This is a genomic window from Streptomyces sp. NPDC096040, assembly GCF_040303265.1.
In the GTDB taxonomy this organism is placed as follows: domain Bacteria; phylum Actinomycetota; class Actinomycetes; order Streptomycetales; family Streptomycetaceae; genus Streptomyces.
The window spans coordinates 38,441-59,734 of the sequence record NZ_JBEOTA010000038.1 but is presented as its reverse complement, the minus strand read 5'-3'; the positions used below and the strand labels follow the sequence as shown (position 1 = coordinate 59,734).

Below are 21,294 nucleotides of genomic sequence, written 5' to 3'. Positions count from 1 at the left end.
GTGTGGCGACGATCCAGGACGTGGCGAAGGCGGCCGGAGTGTCGGCGATGACCGTCTCCAATGTGATCAACGGCCACCCCAACGTCCGCCCGGCCACCCGGGACCGCGTCCTGGAGGCGATGACCCGGCTCGGCTACCGGGTCAACGTCGCCGCCCGCAATCTCCGCAAGGGCCGTACCGGGACGATCTGTCTGGCGGTCCCCGAGATCAACCGCCCGTACTACGGCCGGCTGGCCGCCTCGATCATCGCGGCGGCCGCCCGGCACGGCCTCGGGGTGAGCATCGAGCAGACTGGCGCCCGCAGGGAGAACGAGCTGGCGGCCCTCTCCCTGTCCCGCAACCGGCTCTACGACGGCCTCATCCTCAGCACCGTCGGGATGGGGCCGGCCGATGTCGAGGCGCTGGAGGTCGACCATCCGGTGGTGATCCTGGGCGAGCGGATCTTCGGCGGGCCCGTCGACCATGTCGCGATGCCCAACGAAGCCGCGTCCAAGGCGGCCACCCGCCATCTCGTCGAGCGGGGCTGCCGGCGGATAGCCCTCGTGTGCGGGCGCCTCGGCGGTGAGGTCGATGTGTCGAGCCTGCGGCACGCCGGGTATCTGCGGGCGCTGGCGGACGCGGGGCTGCCGGCCGACCCGGAGCTGGTGGTGACCGCCGGGTCGTTCACCATGCAGGAGGCCGCCCGCCGCATCCGGGAGAAGGTGACCGACGGCCTCGATTTCGACGGGGTGTTCTGTGTGACGGACACGGTTGCCATGGGTGTGCTGCGCGCGCTCGCCGACACCGGGCTCCGGGTGCCGGAGCGGGTCAAGGTGATCGGCTTCGACAACGTCGACGAGAGCGCGTACCTCGTCCCCTCCCTGTCCACCGTCGACCCGGACCACGACCTGATGGCCGAACGCGCCGTCGCCCTGCTGGCGGCTCGCATCGACCGGGCCGGGCCCGGGCCGGAGCGGGAGGAGTTCGTCGGCCCCTTCCGCCTGGTGGTACGGGAGTCGACGGGCGGCTGAACCAGTCAGCCGCCCGCGGACGGCGACCGTGGGGTGATCACTCGGCCTCGGCCCGTGGCCGTGCCGTGCTCATCGGACGAGGTGGCCGAAGACGACCAGATTATCCGTGTAGTCCTTCACGTCGTGGTCGTAGTCGCCGGCGCAGGTGATCAGGCGTACCTCGGGGCGGCTGGTGTCCGCGTAGACGCGTTCACTGGGGAAGTCGTCCTTCGCGAAGGTCTCGGCGTCGTCGACCACGAAGTCCGCCTTCGTGTCATCCGCCCGGAGCACCGTGAAACGGTCGCCGGGCTCCAGTTCGTACAGCCGGGCGAAGACGGCCGCCGAGATCTTGGTGTCGACGTGCCCAGCGATGATCGCGGTGCCCGCCTCGCCGGGCGCCGCGCCCTTGGAGTACCAGCCGACGAGGTTGATGTCGTCGGACGGCGGGGGCTGGAGCTGGCCCGAGGGGGCGAGGGTGAGGGTGGTGAAGGGGGCGTCGACGGCGATCCTCGGGATGAGCAGGCGGGTCGGCGCGGACCGGGGCAGCGCCTCGCCGACCCGGCGCACACCGCCCGAGGGGGCGGCGTCCGTGCTCTCGGCCGGCGTGTTGCCCGTGGCGTCGGAGGCCTTGCCGTGTCCGCCGAGCAGCGCCACGGCAATGAGCAGGGCGGCCACGGCCCACACGGGCAGCCGTCCGCCGCGCCGGGGGCCGTTCGGGTCCCCCGGGTTCGGGGCGTCGGGGTTGGGGGCCTCGGGGGTCGGGGAGGAGGGGCCAGCTGCCATCGGAGTCACCTTTCTGGGGCACGGCAGCGGGAGGGGCGGAACGGGGGCCGCGGCCGCGCGCACGACGGTCGGCGGCCGCGGCTCCCGTATGCGTAAGCCCGTCAGGACATGGACCCGTCGGCATTCCTGCGCCGCAGCGCGTATACGCCGGCCGCCGCCACACCGAGGACCGCCAGCCCGCCGGCCGTGACCCCGGGCGTGGCGAGGCCGCCGCCGCCGGTGTGCATGCCACCGTGCGGCTTCTCACTGTCCTCGTCGTCGCCCCACGAGTTGCCCTCGTCCCGGCCCGAGTCCCGGCCGCCGCCCCCGCCTTCGTCCTTCCCCTTGTCGCCCTTGTCTCCCTTATCGCCCTTGTCGCCCTTGTCGCCCTTGCTTCCCTGTCCTTCGTCCTTGTCCTTGTAGGTCTCGGGGTCGAACTTGCTGTCGTTGCCGCTGTCCGAGTCCCACGCGTTGCTCAGCTTCGCCGCGGCGAGTACACCGCCGCCCGTGTGCATCCCGCCGCGCGGCCCATCGTGGCTGCTGTCGTCGTTGTGCTCCTTGCTGTAGGAAGAGTCGTCACGGCCTCCGTTGTCCCAGTCCCCCGCGACCGCGGCCTGAGCGCCGGGTGCCGCGAAGGCGAGGGCAGCGGTGGCGGCTGTCGTCGCGAGGATCATGCGGGCAGAACGCATCTCGATGTCCTTCCGCCGTGACCGGGCAGCGGATACTCCATCGGCTGAAACGACCCGGCCCCGACATGAACCACCGTCAGCCAGCCCCGCGCTCGGCACCATCCAGGCCGCCCATCCGTGGTGACGACACGCCCAACACCGCCCGGCTGGGTCAATCCCGCCCGGCGACACGCGGCCATTCGGGGGTGTATGGGCCCGTCGTCGGCGTGTCGCCGCATGGCGGGCCCACCGTGGTGTCAGTAGCCGACGTAGAACGTGGCGTCGGCCTTCTCCGTGCTCGTGGAGACGGGGTCGATCCGCAGCACGTAGTCGTAGTGGCGGATGTAGCGCGTCGGGTAGTTGTACGAGCGGAACGAGGTCCAGGAGGAGTCGGCGAGACCGGCCGTCCGGTAGAACGTGGCGTCCTGGGCGAACGCCGTCGTGCTGTCGTTCTCGTCGAGCTGCAGTTGGTAGTTGTAGTGGCGCAGATAGCGGGTCGGGTAGTTGACCGACCGGAAGGACACGCCGCTGCTGTCGGCGAGGCCCGGGACCAGCTTCCACAGGCCGTCGGTGTACGGGTCGAAGGCGTACTCGTCGATCCGGCCGACGAAGTTACTGTGCCGGACGTACCGGGCCGGGTAGTTGTAGGACTTCAGCCGGTTCCAGGTGGGGGTGCCCCACTTGGCGACGAGGTTGTTGTACTCGGTCGAGGTGATGGGCTGGATGCCGCAGTGCTTGGAGTTGAGCGGCTGGGTGTAGGTCTTCTGGTCGAGGGCCGTCCAGGTGCCGACGGACAGGGCGCTGGTCTGCCAGGCGTAGAAGACGCCGTTCGGCGACCAGGTGTCGCCCCACAGATACCAGGTGGAGCTTGAGGCAAGGGACTTGACCAGGGTCGGGGCCTCGGTGCCGTTGTGCGAGACGGCCGTGCTGAACTCGGTGAAGCTGCCCGGGTCCAGGGAGGTGGAGCGAGCGCCGACCAGTGTGGAGTTCTTCTTGAAGTACAGGTAGTTGACGCCGTTCACGCCGACCGCCAGGTCGCCGTCGATGACGTCGTAGCCGGGGTCGAAGAAGACCTGGGGGTCTCCGGCGGTCACGAAGTCACCGGTGTAGTTGATCATGATGACGTTGTGGCCGCTGCCGTTGACGGCGGAGTAGATGACGCCGTACTGGCCGCGGCCCGCGTCCCAGAACGCCTCGGGCGCCCAGCTGTGGGTGACCATGTCGTGCAGCTTCATCCGCCGGTAGCCGGTGAAGCTGCGCAGGTCGGCGGAGTCCCAGACGTGGATGTACTGGCTGACGTAGGTCCAGTCGGTGCCGTTCAGGTCGGTGGCGAGCACCACGAAGGTGCCGTCCTGCTTGCGCAGGATGAACGGGTCGCGCAGGCCGAGGGAGCCCGCGGTGGGGGTCGCGACGGGGTTGTTCTGGTTGAGCGGGGTCCACTGGAGGCCGTCGGTGCTCACGGCCAGGTGCAGGCCGTAGTTGGCGGCCAGCATGTCCGGGGACTCGGTGAAGTAGCACATCACATAGGCCGAGTTGGCGGCGGCCCGGGCGGTTCCGGCGCCGAGGGCGAGGGCGCCGGTGGCGGCGAGGGGGACGGTCGCGGCCATGCCGAGGAAGTGGCGGCGCGGCAGGGGGGTGCCGTTCATGTGCGCTCCAGACGACGGGGGATTGTCCGAGACTTCGAACGCGGTTCGGAGAGGCGATCAGAAACTAGAGGGACGTGTGGAGCGCGTCAATGCTTGCGTAACAAGGGAGTTACTCGGATGTCTCTCTTCATGGCCCGCCCGCTTGGCGGGGCGCGGCCGGCCAGGTGTGGCGGCGGGGCTGTTTGAAGCTGCCCGCCGTCGGCACCCTCGGTCTCGAACCCGACCCGGAGCGCCGCGTCAGAAAATGAGCCGACCGTGTGTATCGACGACCTCGACGAGGACATGCACCAGGTCGTCGGCCCTGTGGTCAGGGACCGTACGTCACTGACGAGACGCAGGACGGCAGGGGCGCCGGCCGTCTGCAGTGTCGTACGGCCGACCTTCCTGCCGTCATGGTGGGCGACGGCGGTCAGCTCACCCGGCCGGCAGGGCAGAGCCGGGCGTCCCACCGCACTGCGACCGGTCGGCGCGGCCTGCTCGTCCGGCGCCGCCTGGGCGACGGCGCCGGACGGCAGCGAGGGAGTCGCGCTCCTCGCCCACCGCCTCCCCCGTCCGGACCGACCGGGTCGTACGACCGGACGGTGGCGCTTAGCCTCGTCCTGAAAGTCCGTCTGACAAGGACCCCGTATGCCCGGCCGACTCCCCCGACGTGTGCTCGCTCTCCTGCTCGGCGCCCTGACCGGCGTGACGGCCGTCGCGGCCCCCGCCCGCGCCGGCGGCGGTGATGTGACGGAGTATCCGATCATCACCACCGCCGACAGCCTCCCCGCCGGGATCACCGCCGGGCCGGACGGGGCGCTGTGGTTCACCCAGTCCGGCGCCGCCCGGATCGGGCGTATCGCGGCGGACGGCACTGTCACCGACCGCCCCACGCCGGCCCCGGGCAGCACGCCCTTCGCCATCACGCCGGGGCCGGACCACGCCCTCTGGTTCACCGAGCAGGCGGCCGGACGTATCGGACGGATCACCACCTCCGGCGCCGTCACCGAGTTCGCCCTGCCCAAGGCCGCGAGCGCACCCGCCGGGATCACCGCCGGGCCCGACGGCGCGCTGTGGTTCACCGAACCGGGAACCGACCGGATCGGCCGGATCACGACCGCGGGCAGGATCACCGAGTACCGGGTGCCCACGGCCGCCGCCCTCCCGTACGGCATCGCCGCCGGTGCCGGAGGCGCCCTCTGGTTCACCGAACTCGCCGGCGGCAGGATCGGACGGATCGAATCCACCGGCCGGATCAGCGAGTTCGCGTTGCCGAGCCGTGCGGACTTCCCCGAGGACATCGTCGCCGGGCCCGGCGGGATGTGGTTCACGGCGTCCGGGTCGGATTCGGTCGACCGGATCGACGCCAACGGCCATGTCACCCGGTTCCCGCTGCCCGGAGCGGACGGCGACCCCGGCGGGATCGCCGCGGGGCCGGACGGCCGGGTGTGGTTCACCGACCGGTCCGGCCGTATCGGCCGGGTGACGGCGGACGGCAGGATCAGCGTCGTACCGGTGCCGGCCGGTGCCGACAAGGCGCCCTTCCGGCTCACGACCGGCCCGGACGGCACGGTGTGGTTCACCGAACTGCTGGGCAACGCGATCGGACGGATCAAGCCCGCCTGAGGGCCGCCTACCAGGACACCGGCAGCCGCTCCGGGATGCGCTTCATGAAGCCGGTGCGCCACACCAGTTGGGCGGCCGGCACGGCGAGGGCGAGGTCCGGCAGCCGGTCGAGCAGCACCTCCAGGGCGATCCGGGCGTGCGCCCGGCCCAGCGCGGTCGCCGGGCAGTAGTGGGCTCCGCCGCCGAAGGAGAGATGCTCGGCGGTGTTGTCGCGGTGGACGTCGAAGCGGTGCGGGTCGGGGAACTTCTCCGGGTCCAGGTTGGCGCCCTCGACGAGGACCAGGACGAGGTCGCCCTCGCGGATGTCGGTGTCGCCGAGCCGGATGTCCTCCAGGGCGAGCCGGGGCAGTGCGTCGGCGATGGAGAGGTTCACCCGCAGCAGTTCCTCGACCCCCGGGCCGATCAGGTCCGGGCGGTCCCTGAGGAGGTCGCGTGCCGTGGGGTGGGTGAGCAGGTACACCAGGGCCATGGTGAGGAAGCCGGAGGTGGAGATGGTTCCGGCGCCGAACATGGTGACGCCGACGGTGGCCAGCATCTCGTCGTTCGGACGGTCGTGCTCGGGGCCGTCCCGGAGTGCGGCGAGCTCGCCCATCAGGCCATGGGTGGCCGGGTCGTCGAGCAGGGCGGTCATCCGGGCGATGTCCCGGTCCCAGTTGATCCGGGCGCCGGTTATCGGGCACGCCGAGTTCATGAACGCGATGTCGAGGCTGCGCAGGAACGCCGGGGCCTCGGTCTGCGGGATGCCGAGGATGTGGCAGTGCATCCCCGCCGAGTACGGCTCGCAGAACGCGCCCCGCAGATCGGCCGTAGGTCCGTCCTCGACGAGCAGGTCGACCAGCCGGTGCGCCTCCGCGCGCAGCCACTCCATGAGGCCCGGCGCCTTGGGGTTGAGGGCCTTCAGCACCGCGCGGCGCAGCCCGGCGCCGGTGATGTTGCCCATGTTGTTCACGACCTCGGGCGGGATCGTGAGCGTGTACTGGCGGGGCACGCCCGGTGCGGAGGTGTCCTTGAGGGAGAACCGGTCGTCGCGCAACACCTGGTGGCACAGGCGGTACGACGACACCAGCCAGGCCTCGTCTCCCGCGATCGTGCGCACCCGTCGTACCGGGCTCGTGGCGCGCAGTTCCCCGACCTCGTCCGGCACCCGGGTGCCGTCCCAGGAGAACGGGAAGGACAGTAGCTCCGTGGCGGTGGTCATGCCGGGGCTCCTTCGGCGGCGGGGGTGACGATCGCGTGCCCCTGGTTTCGGGAGGCGCGCAGTCCGGCGCCCCGGGCGTACAACAGCTCGGCCATCGGCAGCAGTTGGTGGTAGCAGTTGAGGGAGGACGGCACGTGGAGGATGGCGGGGGTGTCGAGGAAGAGCGGGGCCTCCGCGCACACGTACTCCAGGCACACCGCGCGCTGCCGGTCGCTCGCCTCCTCTCCTCTGGCCGAGAGAAAGCGGCTGACCAGGGAGTCGCAGACGGCCCGGAAGTCTCCGTCCTCGACCAGCCGGTCCTTCAGCCGGCGGTGGATCTCCTGGTAGGAGGGGTTGGCGCGGAAGCGGGACATCGGCTGCCAGCGCAGCCGGGTGCCCTCCGGATCGGCCTCGGTGACGGCGTCACGGACCTTGGCGCGCACCCCGCGCAGGTTCTTCACCGCCTTGCGGCGGGCCTCGTCGGGCGAATAGCCGGATGCCTCGTACATCTCGGCGACGTACAGATCGGTATAGACGAAGTCGACTCTGTCGAAGTGGTCCAGTCCCCAGTGGGCGAGGTCGTGCAGGCGCCGGGCGGAAAAGTAGCTGTTGCCCGGCGACACGCCGATCACGGCGTGCGCACCCTCGTCGTAGATGACTTGGCAGTGGGAGGTGTAGGGCTGAACCTCGAAGACGTCGGCCATCAGCACGGATGCTGTGGTCAAGGGGGATACCCTCCGCCGCTCGCTAGTCCCTGCGGGGCCCAGTGCCCCTGGTGTGGCGACGCGGCGGCCCTCACGCTAGCGGTACCTGATCGACACGGGTAGTTACCGTCTGGGTTTGGCCGGAACCTGTCGTAGCAATGGTGGAAGTCCCGTGGAGATGCACGTGCTTTCAGGCCGGGAAGGTGGGACTCTCCTCTACGGTCCGATGAGTACCGCAGGGGGAAGTATCACCGTAGTGAACCGTATGCGCACTTCTTTCGGGGTCCTGGCCGCCGCCGGAGTCGTCACCGCCGCCCAGCTGGGCCTGGCAACCGGCGCGTCCGCGCAGGCCGGGGCGGCGCGGAGCACCGGTTGCCCGGTCGACATCGTCTATCCGAGCCGCTTCTACGTGAACTCGGCCGGCTGGGTCACCAACGGCGGCCTGTACTTCGCGGTGAAGAACACGAGCGCGAGCACGAGCTTCACGAAGGTCACGTTCACCGTGACGGACGTGAAGAACATCCGCTTCGGCAGCGCCGCGGCCAAGGGCGGCAAGGTCAGCCACAAGACGTCGAAAACGGTTTCGGTGTACACGACGACACTGAAGAAGAAGGCCAGTCTCGGCGTGAAGGTGCAGACACATCTGCTGAACACCCGTACCTACAAGGTGAAGTTCGCACTGCACGGCACGGGGTGGAACTGTGCCGTCGACCAGGGCACCTGGGGCTCCTGAACCGGGCCGGCCCGTACCCTGGTGACCGTGGTCGACTGCGACGAAGGTCCCGGTGCGGTGGCCGCCCGGCTCACCGGGCGGCCGGTCTCCGCCGAGCGGGCACGGTCGGGCAGCCTGGCGGAGGTGACGCTCACCGGCGGGCGTGCGGTGATGGTCAAGCGCGGCGAAGGCCCCGGCGCGGTGCGGGCCGAGGCGGCCGGGCTGCGCTGGCTGGCCGCCGCCGGGGCGGTCGCGGTACCCGGGGTGCTGGGGCACGACGAGCGGTGGCTGGTGACCGAGCTGGTCCCGCCCGGACGTCCGGGCGCCGAGGCGGCGACGCGTTTCGGCCGTGCGCTCGCCGCACTGCACGCCGCCGGAGCCCCGGCCTTCGGGGCGGCGCCGCCGGACGGCCCGTGCGACGCCTGGATCGGCCTCGCCCCGATGCGCAACGAGCCGGGAACCGACTGGCCGCACTGGTACGCCGAACACCGCGTCCTGCCATATCTGCGCACGGCGGTCGACCGCGGGCTCCTGCGGCCCGGCGAGGCGACCGTGGTCGAGGGGGTCTGCGAGCGGCTGCCGGAGCTGGCGGGGCCGCCCGAGCCGCCCGCCCGGCTGCACGGAGACCTGTGGAGCGGCAATGTCCTGTGGGGCGCCGACGGCCCGGTCCGGTTGATCGACCCGGCCGCGCACGGCGGGCACCGCGAGACCGACCTCGCGATGCTCCGCCTCTTCGGCTGTCCGTACCTTGACCTGATCCTGGAGGGGTACCAGGAGGTGGCCCCCCTGGCCGCCGGCTGGGCGGAGCGTGTGGGAGTGCACCAGTTGTTTCCGCTGCTGGTGCATACCGTGCTCTTCGGACGGGGCTACGCCGAACAGACTCTGGAGACATCCCGGTCCATCGCGGGCATCTGACGCCGTCACATGCCGAACGGGCATGTGAAATCGGCCACGGACGGGAACGATTCACCGCTGATTCCCAGCTGGTTTCTTAACAAGCCCTTAATTAGGACTGAGATTACGCAGAGTAAGGAAACCAACCACGCGTTCGAATCGTATAAGTGCATGGAAGAACGAAACAGGGAGAGACCATGCAACCGTTCGCGCTCAACTACGCACGCCCCGCAGTGCAGTTGGACGTCATCACTCCGTACGCGTATGACTCCGGACTGCAGTTGAACGTTCTCCTCGATGGCCGGATCGCAGCCACCGATCACGCAATGCTCAAAGCCCTGGGGACCACGACCTCCACCGCGGGCTCCAAGACGCACTTCGACGACTGAGCGCGGGCCCCCACGATGACCGTGCTCATCCTGACCAGTGACGAGGACGTGACGGCGGACATGGTGGTCCTCCGGCTGCACGAGGCCGGAGTGCCCGTCGTCCGCCTCGATCCTGCCGATCTGACCAGCGGTGTGGCCCTGTCGGGCGAATATGTGCAGGGCGTCAGTCGCGGGCATCTGTCCGTCAACGGGCGTCTGGTGAGCATGAGCGGCCTCCGCTCCATCTGGGTGCGCAGGCCGGGGGTGGCGGCCGCTCGGGCCGCCCAGCCGTCCGCCTGGCTGAGCGAGGAGTCCGAACAGGCGTTGTACGGCATGCTGCGCGGGACCGACGCGCGCTGGATGAACCATCCGGACGCGGCCCGCCGGGCCCGCCACAAGCCGTGGCAGCTGCGGCTGGCGCAGCGCAGCGGACTCGCCGTGCCCGCGACGCTGATCACCACGTTCCCGCAGGCGGCCAGGGAGTTCGCGGAACGCTTCCCGGATCTGGTCGTCAAACCGGTGTCGGGCGCGCATCCGCAGGAGCCGCCGCGGGCGTTGCCGACCAGCCGGGTGGCGCCGGACACCGACTTCGCGGCGGTGGCGTTCGGGCCGACGCTGTTGCAGCGGCGGGTCGCCAAACGGGCGGACATCCGGCTGACGGTGGTCGGCGAGCGGCTGCTGGCCGCCCGCAAGCCGGTGAACCCGGACGCCCATCCCGACGATGTGGACGTCCGGTTCGCCCCGTCCGTCTCTCCCTGGCAGGAGGCGGAGGTGCCGCCGCGAGTCGCCGAGAACGTTCACACGTATATGAAGGATGCAGAACTGGCCTACGGTGCCTTCGACTTCGCGGAGGACGCCGACGGCATCTGGTGGTTCCTGGAGTGCAACCAGTCGGGCCAGTTCGGTTTCGTCGAGATGGACACCGGTCAGCCGATCGCCGAGACCATCGCCGGCTGGCTGGCGCACGGCACGGAGCAGTACCGGCCGTACGTCAACGGCGGTCGGAGCACGACGCCTTGACCATCCGGGCGACGATGTGGGACCGGGCACGGAGAGAGGAACGGGAGATGCGCATCGGACTGCTGGGGACCGGCCCCTGGGCACGGGCGGCCTACGCCCCCGCGCTGGCGGGGCACGGATCGCTGGACTTCACCGGGGTGTGGGGCCGCCGCTCGAAGGCCGCGGCGGAGCTGGCCGAGGAGTACGGGGTCCGGGCATACGACGACGTGGACGCGCTGTTCGCCGATGTCGACGCGGTGGCCGTGGCACTGCCGCCGGCCGTCCAGGCGGAACTGGCGGTGCGGGCCGCGGCGGCGGGCCGGCATCTGCTGCTGGACAAGCCACTCGCGCTCGGCGTCGCCGAGGCGCGGGCCGTGGTGGAGGCGGCAGAGCGGGCCGGGGTCGCCTCGGTGGTCTTCTTCACCACCCGGTTCCAGAGCGAACCCGAGGCGTGGATCGGCGAACAGGCGGGCATGGCAGGCTGGTTCACGGCGCGGGCGCAGTGGCTAGGGTCGGTGTTCACCGACGAGAGCCCGTTCGCCGCGTCGCCGTGGCGACGGGAGAAGGGCGCGCTGTGGGACGTGGGCCCGCACGCCCTGTCCGTGCTGCTTCCGGTCCTGGGCGACGTACGGCGGGTGGCGGCCGCCGTGCACGGCCCCGCGGACACCGTCCATCTGGTCCTCGACCATGCCGCCGGTGCGTCCAGCACGGTGACGCTGAGCCTGACGGCTCCCGCGGCGGCAGCCGGGGCCGATGTGGAGCTGCGGGGCGAGGCGGGGGTGACGCTGCTGCCGAGGAGTGCGGAGGGAGCGGTCCCCGCCCTGTCCCGCGCCGCCGACGCCCTGGCCACCGCCGCCCGCACGGGCCACCCGCACCCCTGCGACGCGGCCTTCGGCCTACGGGTCACCGAGATCCTCACGGAGGCGGAGACCCTGCTGGGCAAGGACGTCGGCTAGCGATCTCGCCGACGGGCACCCGCTTGCCGCGCACCTGCCGGATGCCGCCCTCGAATCCCATGCCGGCTTCTCCGTCGGCTGTGGATCACCGCGCCGTCAGCATGTCACCCGGCACTGACAGCGGCCGTCGCCCAGAAGTTGATCCGCTCCCGGACGACCGGGTAGCCCGCCTCGGCGAAGTGCGCGGCCATCGGGAAGTTGCCCTGGTCGGTGGCGGCGCCGATGGCCTCGGCGCCCTGCTCCACGAGGAAGCGGGTGCACTCGACGAGCAGGTCGTAGGCGTAGCCGTGCCCGCGCTGCGCGGGCAGGACGCCGATGTACCCGATGCACGGCCCGGACGGATTGCGGGCCGGGATGTGGATGCCGACCGGCTCCCCGTCGGGCGTGCGGGCGATCTGCCACCACTCGCGGGGCGAGGGGAACCAGTGGAAGATCTCCAGGTCCTCCTGGGCCGCCAGCTCCACTCCCCCCTTCGCGACGGCCCTGCGGGCGTGGGCGTCGAGGGTCGCGGAGCTGATGTCGCGCAGGATGCCGAGGAAGACCGAGTCGTCGGGTTCGGGGGTGAAGACGAGACGGCCGGGCCGCGCGGGCAGACCGCACTCGGGGGTCCAGCGGTAGTTGTAGCGCTCCACCAGCAGTTCATAGCCCGCCTTGCGGGCGGCGCCGAAGCGGGTCTCGGCGGCCGTGCGCAGCGCGGGGACGTCACGCCAGCCGGCGGGCAGGTCGAGTTCCAGTTCGTCGGTCTGCCAGGGCGCGCCGCGCAGCAGTTCGGCGCCGGCCTCCTCCTCGCCCTCGGCCACGTCGAACCAGTTGATCAGGAGCGGTTCGGTGTCCTCGGGGCCGCCCCACCAGGCGGCGCGGGCGACCACCCGCCCGTCGCGCAGGGCGACGCGCTTCCAGCCAGGGCGGTAGCGGGTGTGCCGGTGCGTCTCGCGCAGGCGCAGCGGGTCGGGCAGGGCGTCGAAGAGCGAGGCGGTGCTGTCGTCGAGCGTGCGGATGACCGGATCGGTCACAGATTCCTCCGGGATACGTACTGTGGGCAGCGCTCCCGGGTCAGCTCTGACCTGTCACGCCCGGCAGACTGGGAGGGAGCGCGGAATGGGTGAGATGAACGTCACATTCGCCTCCTTCCGTCCGGTCTCGGGCGTGCGCCTCACACAGTAGGGGCCCCGGTTGGGACACGTCCACGGAAATTATCGCTGCGGCATTTCAAGATCCATACGCGACCCTTGTCCAGACACGGGCGTAGCTTGGGGATGTGACTTCGGTGCGCGGCTGGTTGTCGCGTGACTACCGGGACGGGCGTGGGTGGCTGCAGGGTGCACCGCCGCCACGCTGGGTGCGGGTGCTGCCCGTACTGCTGCTCGCGGTCGTGACCACGTTGACGCTGGCCAGCCCCGACGGCCACGACTTCGGCTTCCTGCTCGGGGCCATCCCGCCGCTGGCCGTCCTGTCGTACGGCCCGCTGGCGACGGCCGTGCTCAGCTGCCTGGTCGTGGTCCTGCTGAACGTGCCCGCCACCCATCTGAACCAACCCGGCAACACCGACCTGCTCACGATCACCTTCGTCGCCCTACTGAGTGTGTTCGTGTCCTATGTGCGCAGCCACCGGGACGCGCAGCTGGTCACCGAGCGGGCGGTGGGCGAGGCCGTGCAGCACGCCGTGCTGCCGCCACTGCCGGAGCGGGTCGGGGCGGTGGGGTGCGCCGGGCTGTACCGGGCGGCGCAGCACGGCACGCTGGTCGGCGGGGACTTCTTCGACGTGCGGGACGGGCCCTTCGGTGTGCGGGCGGTGATGGGGGACGTACGCGGTCACGGGCTGGCCGCCGTCTCCACGGTGGTGTCGCTGCTCGGGGCGTTCCGGGAGGCGGTCCTTGACCAGCCGGACCTGGAGTCGGTGGCGGCGCGGATGGACCGCAGACTGACGGTGGACTCGGCCGACGTACCGAACGCGGAGCTCTTCGCCACGGCCCTCTTGCTGGAGTTCTCCGCCGATCTGCGGTCGGTGCGACTGGTGGCCTGCGGTCATCCGGCGCCGGTGCTGCTGCGCGACGGCCGGGCCCAGGAGCTGGCCGCCGCTCCGGGGCCACCGATGGGGCTCGGTCTTGTGGGGGTGGAACCGCCGAAGGAGGTCACGGTCGAGCTGGGGCCCGGCGACCGGCTGTTCATCGCCTCGGACGGCGTCTGGGAGGCGCGCGACCGGGCAGGGGGCTTCTATCCGCTCCCGGAGCGGCTGGCCGGGTTCGCCGCCGCGGACGCGGCCGAGCTCACCGAGCTGGTGTGGGCCGATCTGACCCGGTGCTGCGAGGTGCGGGACGACGCCACCATGCTCGTCCTGGCGCCGGACATCACCTGAGGTTTCGGCGCCCGTCCCGCCTCAGCCCACCTCCCACAGGAAGCGGTGGGTGTGGATGCCGAAGTACGGGAACGACCGGACCTCGCGCACGCCCTCGATCGGCCGGACCACGTCGTTGACGAAATCGAGCAGGTGCTTCGGGCCGGGTGCGACCACCTCGGCGAACAGGTCGAAACCGCCCGAGGTGAACACCGAGTAGACCACTTCGGGGTGTGCGGCGAGGGCGTCGGCGACGGCGCGGGGGTCGCCGTCCACGCCGACGCCGAGCAGTGCCATCGCCTGGCCGCCCATGGCCATCGGGTCGGTGACGCCGACGACCTGCACGGCCCGGGAGTCCAGCAGACGCTGCAACCGCTGCCGGGCCGCGGAGGCGGAGAGGCCGACCCGGGGTCCCAGGTCGGCGTAGGCGATCCGGCCGTCGCTCTGCAACTCGCGCAGGATGGCCCGGTCGATGTCGTCCATGTGCACCTCGGCTCCCTTCCTCAGCAGACGAGTTCGAGCAGGGCGGCGCCGAACATCTCAGTGTGGGTGTCGACGTCCTGCTCGGTGGTGTCGGGGCACATCAGGGCCATGTTGTGGAACGGGGTGAGGAGGATGCCCCGGTTGGCGAGGTAGAGGTGCAGGAAGTCCTCCAGCTCGGTGTCGGCGGCGGCCGCGGACTCGGTGCCGGTGCGCGGGGCCGGGGCGGCGAAGCGGTACTCGGTGCGGGCGCCGAGGCGGCTGACCGACCAGGGCAGGGCGTGTGCGTCGACGGCCTGCCGGACGCCGGTCTCGAAGCGTTCGGAGAGCCGCGCCATACGGGCGAACGCCTCGTCGGTGAGCACATGCTCCAGGGTGGCCCGGGTGGCGGCGACAGAAAGCGCGTTGCCGGCGAGTGTGCCGCCGACCCCGCCCATGTCCACCAGGTCCAGGTCGGCGCGGGCCAGGAGGCGCTCGGCGAGGTCGGCGGAGAGGCCGTAGGCGCCGGCCGGGATGCCGCCGCCGATGGCCTTGCCGATGGTCAGCAGGTCCGGCTCCAGGTCCCAGGCGGCGGTGCAGCCACCGGGGCCCGCGGAGAACGTGTGCGTCTCGTCGTTGATCAGCAGCGTGCGGTACTGCCGGGTCAGGGCGCGCACGCCCGCCAGATAGCCGGGTTCCGGCAGGACGATGCCGATGTTGGTGAGCGCCGGTTCCATGAGTACGGCGGCCACGTCGCCGTGGGCGAGTTCGCGCTCCAGCTGCACGAGGTCGTTGAACTCGGCGACCCGGCTGGTCAGGGTGACGTCACAGGGCGCGCCGACGTTTCCGGGGCGGGGCGCGCCCTTGCCGCCGGGGCCCACGACGATGAGGGACTCGTCGACGCTGCCGTGGTAGCTGTAGCTGTTCACCAGGACCTTCGGGCGGCCGGTGACGGCCCGGGCCAGCCGGATGGCCCACCGGTTGGCGTCGGTCGCGGTGAGCGAGAAGCTCCAGCGGGCGAGCCCGAAGCGGCGGGTCAGCTCCGCACCCACCCACTCCGCGTCCTCCGTCGGCAGCATCGCCGTGGCCCCGCCCAGTTCGGCGAACCTTCGGTGCACCGCCTCCGTCACGGCGGCCGGCGAGTGACCGGCCATCGCGCCGGTGTCGCCGAGGCAGAAGTCGATGTACGTGTGCCCGTCGACGTCGGTGACCCGGGCGCCGCGCGCGGTCGCCAGATAGCGCGGGAAGGCGCCGGCGGTCTTGTTCATCCATGTCATCGGGACCCGGCCGAAGAGATGGCCGGCACCGGCATATGCCGCTCTGGAGCGGGGATTGCGCCGCTCGGCCTCGGCGCTCTCCCGGGCGAGGAGGGCGTGCAGACGGGTGCGGTCCATGGAGTACCCCTGGTCGGGAGCGAGGGCGACGGAATCAAGGGAGCGTACGACTGATACCGGCTCCCCATCAAGACATCGCGCTCGAATCGATTGTCACGAAAGCTGATTCGAGCGGCGGCGCCCGAAGAACGCCCGCCGCAACGCTCAGCAATCGCACCAGGGTTCGGTGTTCGAACTTCCGCCCTTAAACGCCACGGTTCGCCACCCCTTCCGCCAGTTAGAAATATCTACCAGCATGCATATGCCGGGTTGGCGTGCGAACGCACCGAGTGCCCGGTGTCGGTCGTTCCCTGCGCCCGAAACAGGTGAGCGGTGATCCCCCGGAGCGGTGCATGACGAACGCGATGTGGATGCAGGGTGTGGAATGGCTCGCGGCGGCCGCGGCGGACCCCCGGGCCTGCAAGTGGGAGTGGGACCACGGGGAGGGCGTCGCACTGCTGGAGGCGGGCCGCTACTGGGATGTGCTGAGCGTCCCGGACCGGCTCGGTCTGCTCACGCTGGACCTGCTGTGGCGGCCGTCGCTGCCGGTGCCCGGGCCGACCCTGGTGGACACCGCGGCGGGCCGGGTCGGCTTCTTCCTGCCGCCCGATCCGTCCGGCGGCTGGATCGGTGCCGGGCTGCGCTACGCGACCAAGGGCGCGTGGCTCGCCGTACCGCCGCCGTACCGGCCCGCGCGGTACCTGGAGTGGCTGGTGCCGCCCGACGGCAGCGGTGCGCTGCATGCGCCGGGCACGCTGGAGCTGGCACTGCGGGAGGCCAACGGCGCGCTGGCGGTGCTGGCCCCGAGGTGCGCGGAGTAGCGGGGTCAGCGGCGGGGCCGGGGCACGAGCACGGTGGCCTGCCGGTCCTCGGGTCCGGCCGGCACGGTACGGCCCTGGTCCCGCCACTCCCGGAGGAGCTGGGCGTAGATCGGCTCGATGGAGCGGAGGGCACGCGGCTCCCGGGCCGGGCGCCAGGGCGTGGATGAGGATCCGTCCATGCCGGGGCAACGCCCGAACGCGCCGGTGGTACGTGCCGGTGGTACGCGCTCACCGGGTCGGGTGAGCACGCCCCCTGATCGGACCCGGCCGCCTGTCCTACAAGCATTCCGGCAGGTGTTCGGGGGGCCTCCGGTCGACAGGCGCCTTCGGGGGTGCGCTCGTACGCTGTGAGGTCAGGGTTCTGACGTCCGACCCCACCGCACGTTCCCTCTCACGTGCCTGGAGTCAGCCCATGTCGCCCACGTCCGCCATGCTGCGCAGCGGGGCCGCGATCGCGCTCGCGCTGGGGGCACTGACGGTGCCGCTCGCCGGAGGGGCGGCCGCCGCCTCCGTACCGGCCGCGTTCGCCGCGCCCTCGCCCACTCCGTCGCCGTCGCCGTCGCCGTCGGGCAGTCCGGACGTCCGTGACATGACCCCGGCCGTGGCCCGCCAACTCGACGCGGCCGTGCGGAAGGTCATGCGCGAGGCGAACGTGCCCGGTGTGACCGTCGGCGTCTGGCACACCCGGCCGGCCCGACTACGTTCGCTCGTTCGGGGTCGCGAACAAGGCCACCGGACAGAAGATGTCGTCCGACCTGTACATGCGCATCGGCAGCGAAACCAAGATGTTCACCGTCACGGCAGTACTGCAACTGGTCGACCACGGCAAGGTGGGCCTGGACGACCCCATCGGCAGGTACCTCGACGGCGTGCCCAACGGCGACCGGATCACCCTGCGGGACCTGGCCGGGATGCGCAGCGGGCTGTTCAACTACTCAGCGGACGACGGCTTCTTCAAGGCGCTGACCTCGGATCCGCAGCGCCCCTTCACCCCACGGCAGTTGCTCGCCTACTCCTTCAGGCACCCGGTGATGTTCCAGCCCGGGAAGAAGTTCTACTACTCCAACACCAACCTGATCCTGCTCGGCCTGCTCGTCGAGAAGGAGAGCGGACAGCGGCTCGGCGACTACCTCCAGGAGCACGTCCTCGGTCCGGCGGGCATGAGCCACACGGTGTTCCCCACCGGGAACGAGTTCCCCGCCCCGCACGCGCAGGGCTACACCGATCAGACGGCGACCGGAAAGGTCGAGGAGACCGCCGACTGGGACCCCTCCTGGGCGTGGGCGGCCGGTGCGATGATCTCCGATCTGGACGACCTGCACACATGGGCGCGTACGGCGGCCACCGGGGTCTTCCCCGACGGTACGACCATGGTCGGCCCTGTCGTCCAGAAGCAGCGGCTGACGTCTCCGCCGACGGGGATCCCCGGCGCCGGGTACGGCCTCGGCATCTTCGACGTCCAGGGCTGGATCGGGCACAACGGCTCGCTGCCGGGCTACGAGGCCCTGACCGTCTGTCTGCCGTCCGCGCGCACGACCGTAGTCGTCCTGCTGAACACCGACATCAGCTACCGGGGGAACATCGAGCCGAGCACGCTGTTGGGCCGGGCGATCACCCGGGTCGTCTCGCCCACCCATGTCTTCGACCTTCCGGCGCCGGCCTCCGCCACGCGCTGACGCCCCACACTGACGGTGTGCACTGTGCCGCGAGTGCCACATGGGAGGGCCCTGGGCTCCCCCTGCCCACAGCTGCCCTACTCCCCCTGGAAACCGATTCCATGATCGAATTACCGGAACTGTTGGCCGGTGGTCTCGCCGCCGGAACGCTCTCCGCGCGCCGCTGGCCCGAGCCGAGGCGCTCGCCGCGTTGCCCGCCCTGTTCGGCTTAGGGCGTGAATCCAGGTCACGGGGGCGTGAGTCCGGGGGTCGCGGGGGCTGCGACCGGTCCCCCGTTCCGGTCGTGCCCCCGCGAACGTGAACCTACGTGCGGATCCGGCCGTTGGGTATCGCACCGGTGCCCGATCGGGAACCCGGAGGACTCACCCGTGCACAGGTGAGTCCGGTTGGCCCGGATTCGCCCCGAGCAGGACGGGTGCGGTGAGGTCCCCGAGGGCGAGGTGAGCCAGGACGACCTCGTACAGGTCGGTGCCCGCTGCCAGCAGCTGACGTTCCAGGACGGGCTCGGCGCCCCGGACGTGTTCACGGACGGTCTGGGCGTGTACCCCCAGGTCCTGGGCGGCGCGTTCGGCGTTGCCGTCGGCGGCGATCCAGGCACGCAGGGTGCCGCGCAGGTCACGGCCGTCCCGGGTCAGACGGTCCAGCAGGTCGTGCGCCCAGACGCGCAGCCCGGGCCCGGCCAGCAGGTCCCCGAGTCGCACGCCGGACGCCTGCGGTGCCGTACCGGTGAGGTCTTCCGTCCTGGCCGCCTGGGTGTTGAGGGCCAGATGGGCGGTGGCGCGCACGGTGAGGTCGGAGAAGTCGGCGCCCAGCAGGGCCTCCACTCGGTCCATGCGGGCGCGGACGGTGTTGCGGCTGACGCCGAGGACCTTCGCCGCGCTGACGGCGGTGAACTCCAGGCCGAGGCGGGTGGTGGCGAGGAGTTCGGCGCGGGTGTGGTGGGGCAGGGTGTCGAGCGGCCGGAGCACGGCGGTGGACCAGGCGTGCAGCGCGGCGGGGTCCATCAGCCGTTCCGGGTGGGTGCGTTCGGCGTAGACGGCGGCCTGGCCGGGGCGGAAGTGGGCGACGGCGAGTGCGCTGATGGCCTGGCCGTAGGCGGTGGCGGTCCGGGCGAGGCTCTGCCGGACGCTGCCGCCGAGGAAGGTGCCGGGGCGGCCGTCGACGAGCGAGCGCAGCCACTCGCCCGCCGTGGGCGCGGGGCTGACGACGATGACATGGCCGTCGACCGCGGGACAGCGCACGACCAGGGCCTGGCCGCGGGTGATGGCGAGGCAGTCCTCAGCGAGCCCGTCGCGTTCCGCCGGGTGCCCCTCGACGACGTACACACAGGCGCTGTCGGTGTCGAGGAGGCCGGGCCACAGGCCGGCGGCGACCCGACGTGCGGAGACGGTGTCCTCCACCATCAGCAGTTGCAGGATGGCGAGGCGCAGATCGGCGGTGGCCCGCCGGAGCCGGCGCCCGGCGGCCGTCAACTCGCGTTCCCTCAGCAGGAGTTCGACGACGCCGGCGGTTTGGGTGACGATCTCGGCGGCGCGTCGGTCGAAGGGGGTGGCGCGGGCCACGGCGAGCAGTGAGGTGGCCGCCCGGCGCGGGTCGGGAGCGCGGACGGAGACCAGCCGGAGGTGCCGGTCGCCGTCCTGGACGGCGGCGGCGGAGATCCGGCCTGCGACCACCTCGGCCACGAGGCTGTCGTCGAGGGACAGCGGCTCCCCGGCGAGCAGGGTTCCGTCGGTGTCCTGGAGGCAGACCGTCGCCTGCACCGCGCGGGCGAGCCAGCCGACGACCCGGCGCGGGTCGCGGGCGCCGGGGCGCAGATGGTCGAGGAGCTGCGTGGCCCAGGTGTCGCCGTGCGGTGTCGGGTGGTGCGGGCCCTCGCCTTCCCGGCCTGCCATCTCGCCCTGCTCCTCGTCCCTAGCGTCGACCTCGGCCTACGGACGTTACCGGACGAACCTGGGCCGGTCCCGACCGCCGGGTACAGCTCCGCCGACGGCCCTCGGGGGAAGGGCCGCCGGCGGAGTACGCCTCACCCGGGGCCGGGGGGTGGGCCCTCGGGCGGCTGTAGGGCGGGTGCCCGAAAATCCGGCGGGTATGCACACTGATCCGGAAGACGCGAGCCCGTACGGATCGGCGACCTTCGTCGGACTCGGGGCGAAGCGGACCTCGGCGGCGGAAGATACCTGCCTCGGTGGACTTGCGACCCCCGGTGGCTGCCGGCTACGAACAGGCACTCCGAACAGACAGAGGACGCGGGTGACCACGACGGAGGTGTGCACCCTGGTTCCTCAACGCGTTCCCGCTGCCCTCCACGACCGCCTTGCCGCGCGTCGGGCACGCCGTCGCAGACCGGGGCGACCCCCATGGCCACGGCCTCCCCGGCCGCCGTGAGCTGCCCGGCCGTCGCCGTGGGCACACCCGCTCCGGTCAGCTCGGGGCCAAGCGCCGCGCCGCCCCGGGGCCGTACCCGTCCCGCCGAGTCCGTGCGGCCGTCCGGGCCCGTACGGCATAAGCTCTGCGGATGGCGAAGTACTTCGACGTGCACCCCGACAACCCGCAGCCGCGCAGCATCTCCCAGATCGCCGACGCGGTGCGCTCGGGGTCACTCATCGCATATCCGACCGACTCCTGCTACGCGCTCGGCTGCCAGCTCGGCAGCCGGGACGGCATCGACCGGATCCGCGGCATCCGACGCCTGGACGACCGGCACCACTTCACCCTGATGTGCCGCGACTTCGCCCAGCTCGGCCAGTTCGTGCGCGTCGACAACGACGTGTTCCGGGCCGTGAAGGCGTCGACCCCCGGCAGCTACACCTTCATCCTCCCGGCGACCCGGGAGGTGCCGCGCAAGCTGCTGCATCCGAAGAAGAAGACCGTCGGCGTCCGTATCCCCGACCATGTGGTCACCCAGGCGCTGCTGGCAGAGCTGGGCGAACCGCTGCTGTCCAGCACGCTGCTGCTGCCGGACGAGAAGGAGCCGCTGACCCAGGGCTGGGAGATCAAGGACCGGCTCGACCACCAGGTGGACGCGGTGGTCGACTCCGGGGACTGCGGCACCGAGCCGACCACCGTCATCGACTTCTCCGACGGCGAGGCGCAGATCGTCCGCCGGGGCGCGGGAGACACCTCGCGCTTCGAGTGACGACGGAGTCCCCG

The 21,294-nt window shown here is 71.5% G+C and carries 21 protein-coding genes and 1 pseudogene; 12 read left to right on the top strand and 10 right to left on the bottom strand.

Annotated elements, in window-relative coordinates; genetic code table 11:
- Positions 1-2 precede the first annotated feature (2 nt).
- On the top strand, positions 3-1,010 hold the full coding sequence (locus ABTY98_RS36310) for a LacI family DNA-binding transcriptional regulator (protein WP_352225375.1): 1,008 nt from the start codon (positions 3-5) through the stop codon (positions 1,008-1,010).
- Between the two features lie 69 nt (positions 1,011-1,079).
- On the opposite strand, the gene ABTY98_RS36305 is transcribed toward ABTY98_RS36310, so the two are convergent.
- From ABTY98_RS36305 to ABTY98_RS36295, 3 genes are all read right to left on the bottom strand, one after another.
- Positions 1,080-1,772, bottom strand: coding sequence for a class F sortase (locus ABTY98_RS36305; protein ID WP_352225374.1), 693 nt, complete (start codon positions 1,770-1,772; stop codon positions 1,080-1,082).
- Positions 1,773-1,873: 101 nt separating this feature from the next.
- A complete protein-coding gene (locus tag ABTY98_RS36300; protein ID WP_352225373.1) occupies positions 1,874-2,440 on the bottom strand; it encodes a hypothetical protein in 567 nt (188 codons plus the stop codon).
- A gap of 236 nt (positions 2,441-2,676) precedes the next feature.
- Positions 2,677-4,065, bottom strand: a complete 1,389-nt coding sequence (locus ABTY98_RS36295) for a glycoside hydrolase family 43 protein (protein ID WP_352225372.1) — start codon at positions 4,063-4,065, stop codon at positions 2,677-2,679.
- 255 nt (positions 4,066-4,320) lie between these two features.
- Between ABTY98_RS36295 and ABTY98_RS36290 the strand changes: the two genes are divergently transcribed.
- Positions 4,321-4,668 (top strand): hypothetical protein, encoded by a 348-nt coding sequence (locus ABTY98_RS36290; protein WP_352225371.1) that lies wholly within the window; start codon positions 4,321-4,323, stop codon positions 4,666-4,668.
- A 24-nt stretch (positions 4,669-4,692) separates the two neighbouring features.
- Positions 4,693-5,670 carry a Vgb family protein gene (locus ABTY98_RS36285; RefSeq protein ID WP_352225370.1) on the top strand — a complete coding sequence of 326 codons (978 nt, stop codon included), beginning with the start codon at positions 4,693-4,695 and terminating at the stop codon, positions 5,668-5,670.
- Between the two features lie 7 nt (positions 5,671-5,677).
- On the opposite strand, the gene ABTY98_RS36280 is transcribed toward ABTY98_RS36285, so the two are convergent.
- Positions 5,678-6,868, bottom strand: coding sequence for a cytochrome P450 (locus tag ABTY98_RS36280; RefSeq protein ID WP_352225369.1), 1,191 nt, complete (start codon positions 6,866-6,868; stop codon positions 5,678-5,680).
- The gene (locus tag ABTY98_RS36275) at positions 6,865-7,572 is read right to left on the bottom strand and encodes a cyclodityrosine synthase (protein ID WP_352225368.1); all 708 of its coding nucleotides are present in this window, start codon (positions 7,570-7,572) and stop codon (positions 6,865-6,867) included. The genes ABTY98_RS36280 and ABTY98_RS36275 overlap by 4 nt, the downstream gene beginning before the upstream one ends.
- A gap of 244 nt (positions 7,573-7,816) precedes the next feature.
- On the opposite strand from ABTY98_RS36275, the gene ABTY98_RS36270 reads away from it, so the two are divergent.
- The 5 genes from ABTY98_RS36270 to ABTY98_RS36250 all read left to right on the top strand — a co-directional run bounded on the left by ABTY98_RS36270 (position 7,817) and on the right by ABTY98_RS36250 (position 11,480).
- On the top strand, positions 7,817-8,284 hold the full coding sequence (locus ABTY98_RS36270; protein ID WP_352225367.1) for a hypothetical protein: 468 nt from the start codon (positions 7,817-7,819) through the stop codon (positions 8,282-8,284).
- A 27-nt stretch (positions 8,285-8,311) separates the two neighbouring features.
- Positions 8,312-9,178, top strand: a complete 867-nt coding sequence (locus tag ABTY98_RS36265; protein ID WP_352225366.1) for a fructosamine kinase family protein — start codon at positions 8,312-8,314, stop codon at positions 9,176-9,178.
- Positions 9,179-9,354: 176 nt separating this feature from the next.
- The gene (gene tgmA, locus ABTY98_RS36260; RefSeq protein ID WP_352225365.1) at positions 9,355-9,546 is read left to right on the top strand and encodes a putative ATP-grasp-modified RiPP; all 192 of its coding nucleotides are present in this window, start codon (positions 9,355-9,357) and stop codon (positions 9,544-9,546) included.
- 15 nt (positions 9,547-9,561) lie between these two features.
- Positions 9,562-10,545, top strand: coding sequence for an ATP-grasp ribosomal peptide maturase (tgmB, locus tag ABTY98_RS36255; protein ID WP_352225364.1), 984 nt, complete (start codon positions 9,562-9,564; stop codon positions 10,543-10,545).
- A 47-nt stretch (positions 10,546-10,592) separates the two neighbouring features.
- Positions 10,593-11,480 (top strand): Gfo/Idh/MocA family protein, encoded by an 888-nt coding sequence (locus tag ABTY98_RS36250; RefSeq protein ID WP_352225363.1) that lies wholly within the window; start codon positions 10,593-10,595, stop codon positions 11,478-11,480.
- Between the two features lie 104 nt (positions 11,481-11,584).
- On the opposite strand, the gene ABTY98_RS36245 is transcribed toward ABTY98_RS36250, so the two are convergent.
- Positions 11,585-12,493, bottom strand: a complete 909-nt coding sequence (locus tag ABTY98_RS36245) for a GNAT family N-acetyltransferase (RefSeq protein WP_352225362.1) — start codon at positions 12,491-12,493, stop codon at positions 11,585-11,587.
- A 245-nt stretch (positions 12,494-12,738) separates the two neighbouring features.
- Here ABTY98_RS36245 and ABTY98_RS36240 point away from each other — a divergent pair, with 245 nt between their 5' ends.
- Positions 12,739-13,836: a PP2C family protein-serine/threonine phosphatase gene (locus tag ABTY98_RS36240; protein ID WP_352225361.1), complete on the top strand. Its 1,098-nt coding sequence runs from the start codon at positions 12,739-12,741 to the stop codon at positions 13,834-13,836.
- Between the two features lie 21 nt (positions 13,837-13,857).
- Here ABTY98_RS36240 and ABTY98_RS36235 read toward each other — a convergent pair whose 3' ends face one another.
- Positions 13,858-14,298: an Lrp/AsnC family transcriptional regulator gene (locus ABTY98_RS36235; RefSeq protein WP_352225360.1), complete on the bottom strand. Its 441-nt coding sequence runs from the start codon at positions 14,296-14,298 to the stop codon at positions 13,858-13,860.
- 20 nt (positions 14,299-14,318) lie between these two features.
- The gene (locus tag ABTY98_RS36230) at positions 14,319-15,668 is read right to left on the bottom strand and encodes a transaminase (RefSeq protein ID WP_352225359.1); all 1,350 of its coding nucleotides are present in this window, start codon (positions 15,666-15,668) and stop codon (positions 14,319-14,321) included.
- A 332-nt stretch (positions 15,669-16,000) separates the two neighbouring features.
- Between ABTY98_RS36230 and ABTY98_RS36225 the strand changes: the two genes are divergently transcribed.
- A complete protein-coding gene (locus tag ABTY98_RS36225; RefSeq protein ID WP_352225358.1) occupies positions 16,001-16,468 on the top strand; it encodes a hypothetical protein in 468 nt (155 codons plus the stop codon).
- Positions 16,469-16,473: 5 nt separating this feature from the next.
- Here the strand turns inward: ABTY98_RS36225 and ABTY98_RS36220 are convergent, their stop codons facing one another.
- Complete coding sequence (locus ABTY98_RS36220) at positions 16,474-16,647, bottom strand: hypothetical protein (RefSeq protein WP_352225357.1); 174 nt, start codon at positions 16,645-16,647, stop codon at positions 16,474-16,476.
- Between the two features lie 233 nt (positions 16,648-16,880).
- Between ABTY98_RS36220 and ABTY98_RS36215 the strand changes: the two are divergent.
- Positions 16,881-18,144, top strand: a pseudogene (locus ABTY98_RS36215) (serine hydrolase domain-containing protein).
- A 362-nt stretch (positions 18,145-18,506) separates the two neighbouring features.
- Here ABTY98_RS36215 and ABTY98_RS36210 read toward each other — a convergent pair.
- Positions 18,507-20,036, bottom strand: coding sequence for a helix-turn-helix domain-containing protein (locus ABTY98_RS36210; RefSeq protein WP_352225356.1), 1,530 nt, complete (start codon positions 20,034-20,036; stop codon positions 18,507-18,509).
- A 623-nt stretch (positions 20,037-20,659) separates the two neighbouring features.
- On the opposite strand from ABTY98_RS36210, the gene ABTY98_RS36205 reads away from it, so the two are divergent.
- Positions 20,660-21,280: an L-threonylcarbamoyladenylate synthase gene (locus tag ABTY98_RS36205; RefSeq protein WP_352225355.1), complete on the top strand. Its 621-nt coding sequence runs from the start codon at positions 20,660-20,662 to the stop codon at positions 21,278-21,280.
- The last annotated feature ends 14 nt before the right edge of the window (positions 21,281-21,294 follow it).

What these genes read in the sequence shown, in the direction of transcription:
- ABTY98_RS36305 (WP_352225374.1), bottom strand. Translation starts at nt 1,772, where the DNA reads ATGGCAGCTGGCCCCTCCTCCCCGACCCCCGAGGCCCCCAACCCCGAC.
- ABTY98_RS36300 (WP_352225373.1), bottom strand. Translation starts at nt 2,440, where the DNA reads ATGCGTTCTGCCCGCATGATCCTCGCGACGACAGCCGCCACCGCTGCC.
- ABTY98_RS36295 (WP_352225372.1), bottom strand. Translation starts at nt 4,065, where the DNA reads ATGAACGGCACCCCCCTGCCGCGCCGCCACTTCCTCGGCATGGCCGCG.
- ABTY98_RS36285 (WP_352225370.1), top strand. Translation starts at nt 4,693, where the DNA reads ATGCCCGGCCGACTCCCCCGACGTGTGCTCGCTCTCCTGCTCGGCGCC.
- ABTY98_RS36280 (WP_352225369.1), bottom strand. Translation starts at nt 6,868, where the DNA reads ATGACCACCGCCACGGAGCTACTGTCCTTCCCGTTCTCCTGGGACGGC.
- ABTY98_RS36270 (WP_352225367.1), top strand. Translation starts at nt 7,817, where the DNA reads ATGCGCACTTCTTTCGGGGTCCTGGCCGCCGCCGGAGTCGTCACCGCC.
- tgmA (WP_352225365.1), top strand. Translation starts at nt 9,355, where the DNA reads ATGCAACCGTTCGCGCTCAACTACGCACGCCCCGCAGTGCAGTTGGAC.
- tgmB (WP_352225364.1), top strand. Translation starts at nt 9,562, where the DNA reads ATGACCGTGCTCATCCTGACCAGTGACGAGGACGTGACGGCGGACATG.
- ABTY98_RS36250 (WP_352225363.1), top strand. Translation starts at nt 10,593, where the DNA reads ATGCGCATCGGACTGCTGGGGACCGGCCCCTGGGCACGGGCGGCCTAC.
- ABTY98_RS36235 (WP_352225360.1), bottom strand. Translation starts at nt 14,298, where the DNA reads ATGGACGACATCGACCGGGCCATCCTGCGCGAGTTGCAGAGCGACGGC.
- ABTY98_RS36230 (WP_352225359.1), bottom strand. Translation starts at nt 15,668, where the DNA reads ATGGACCGCACCCGTCTGCACGCCCTCCTCGCCCGGGAGAGCGCCGAG.
- ABTY98_RS36225 (WP_352225358.1), top strand. Translation starts at nt 16,001, where the DNA reads ATGACGAACGCGATGTGGATGCAGGGTGTGGAATGGCTCGCGGCGGCC.
- ABTY98_RS36220 (WP_352225357.1), bottom strand. Translation starts at nt 16,647, where the DNA reads ATGGACGGATCCTCATCCACGCCCTGGCGCCCGGCCCGGGAGCCGCGT.
- ABTY98_RS36210 (WP_352225356.1), bottom strand. Translation starts at nt 20,036, where the DNA reads ATGGCAGGCCGGGAAGGCGAGGGCCCGCACCACCCGACACCGCACGGC.
- ABTY98_RS36205 (WP_352225355.1), top strand. Translation starts at nt 20,660, where the DNA reads ATGGCGAAGTACTTCGACGTGCACCCCGACAACCCGCAGCCGCGCAGC.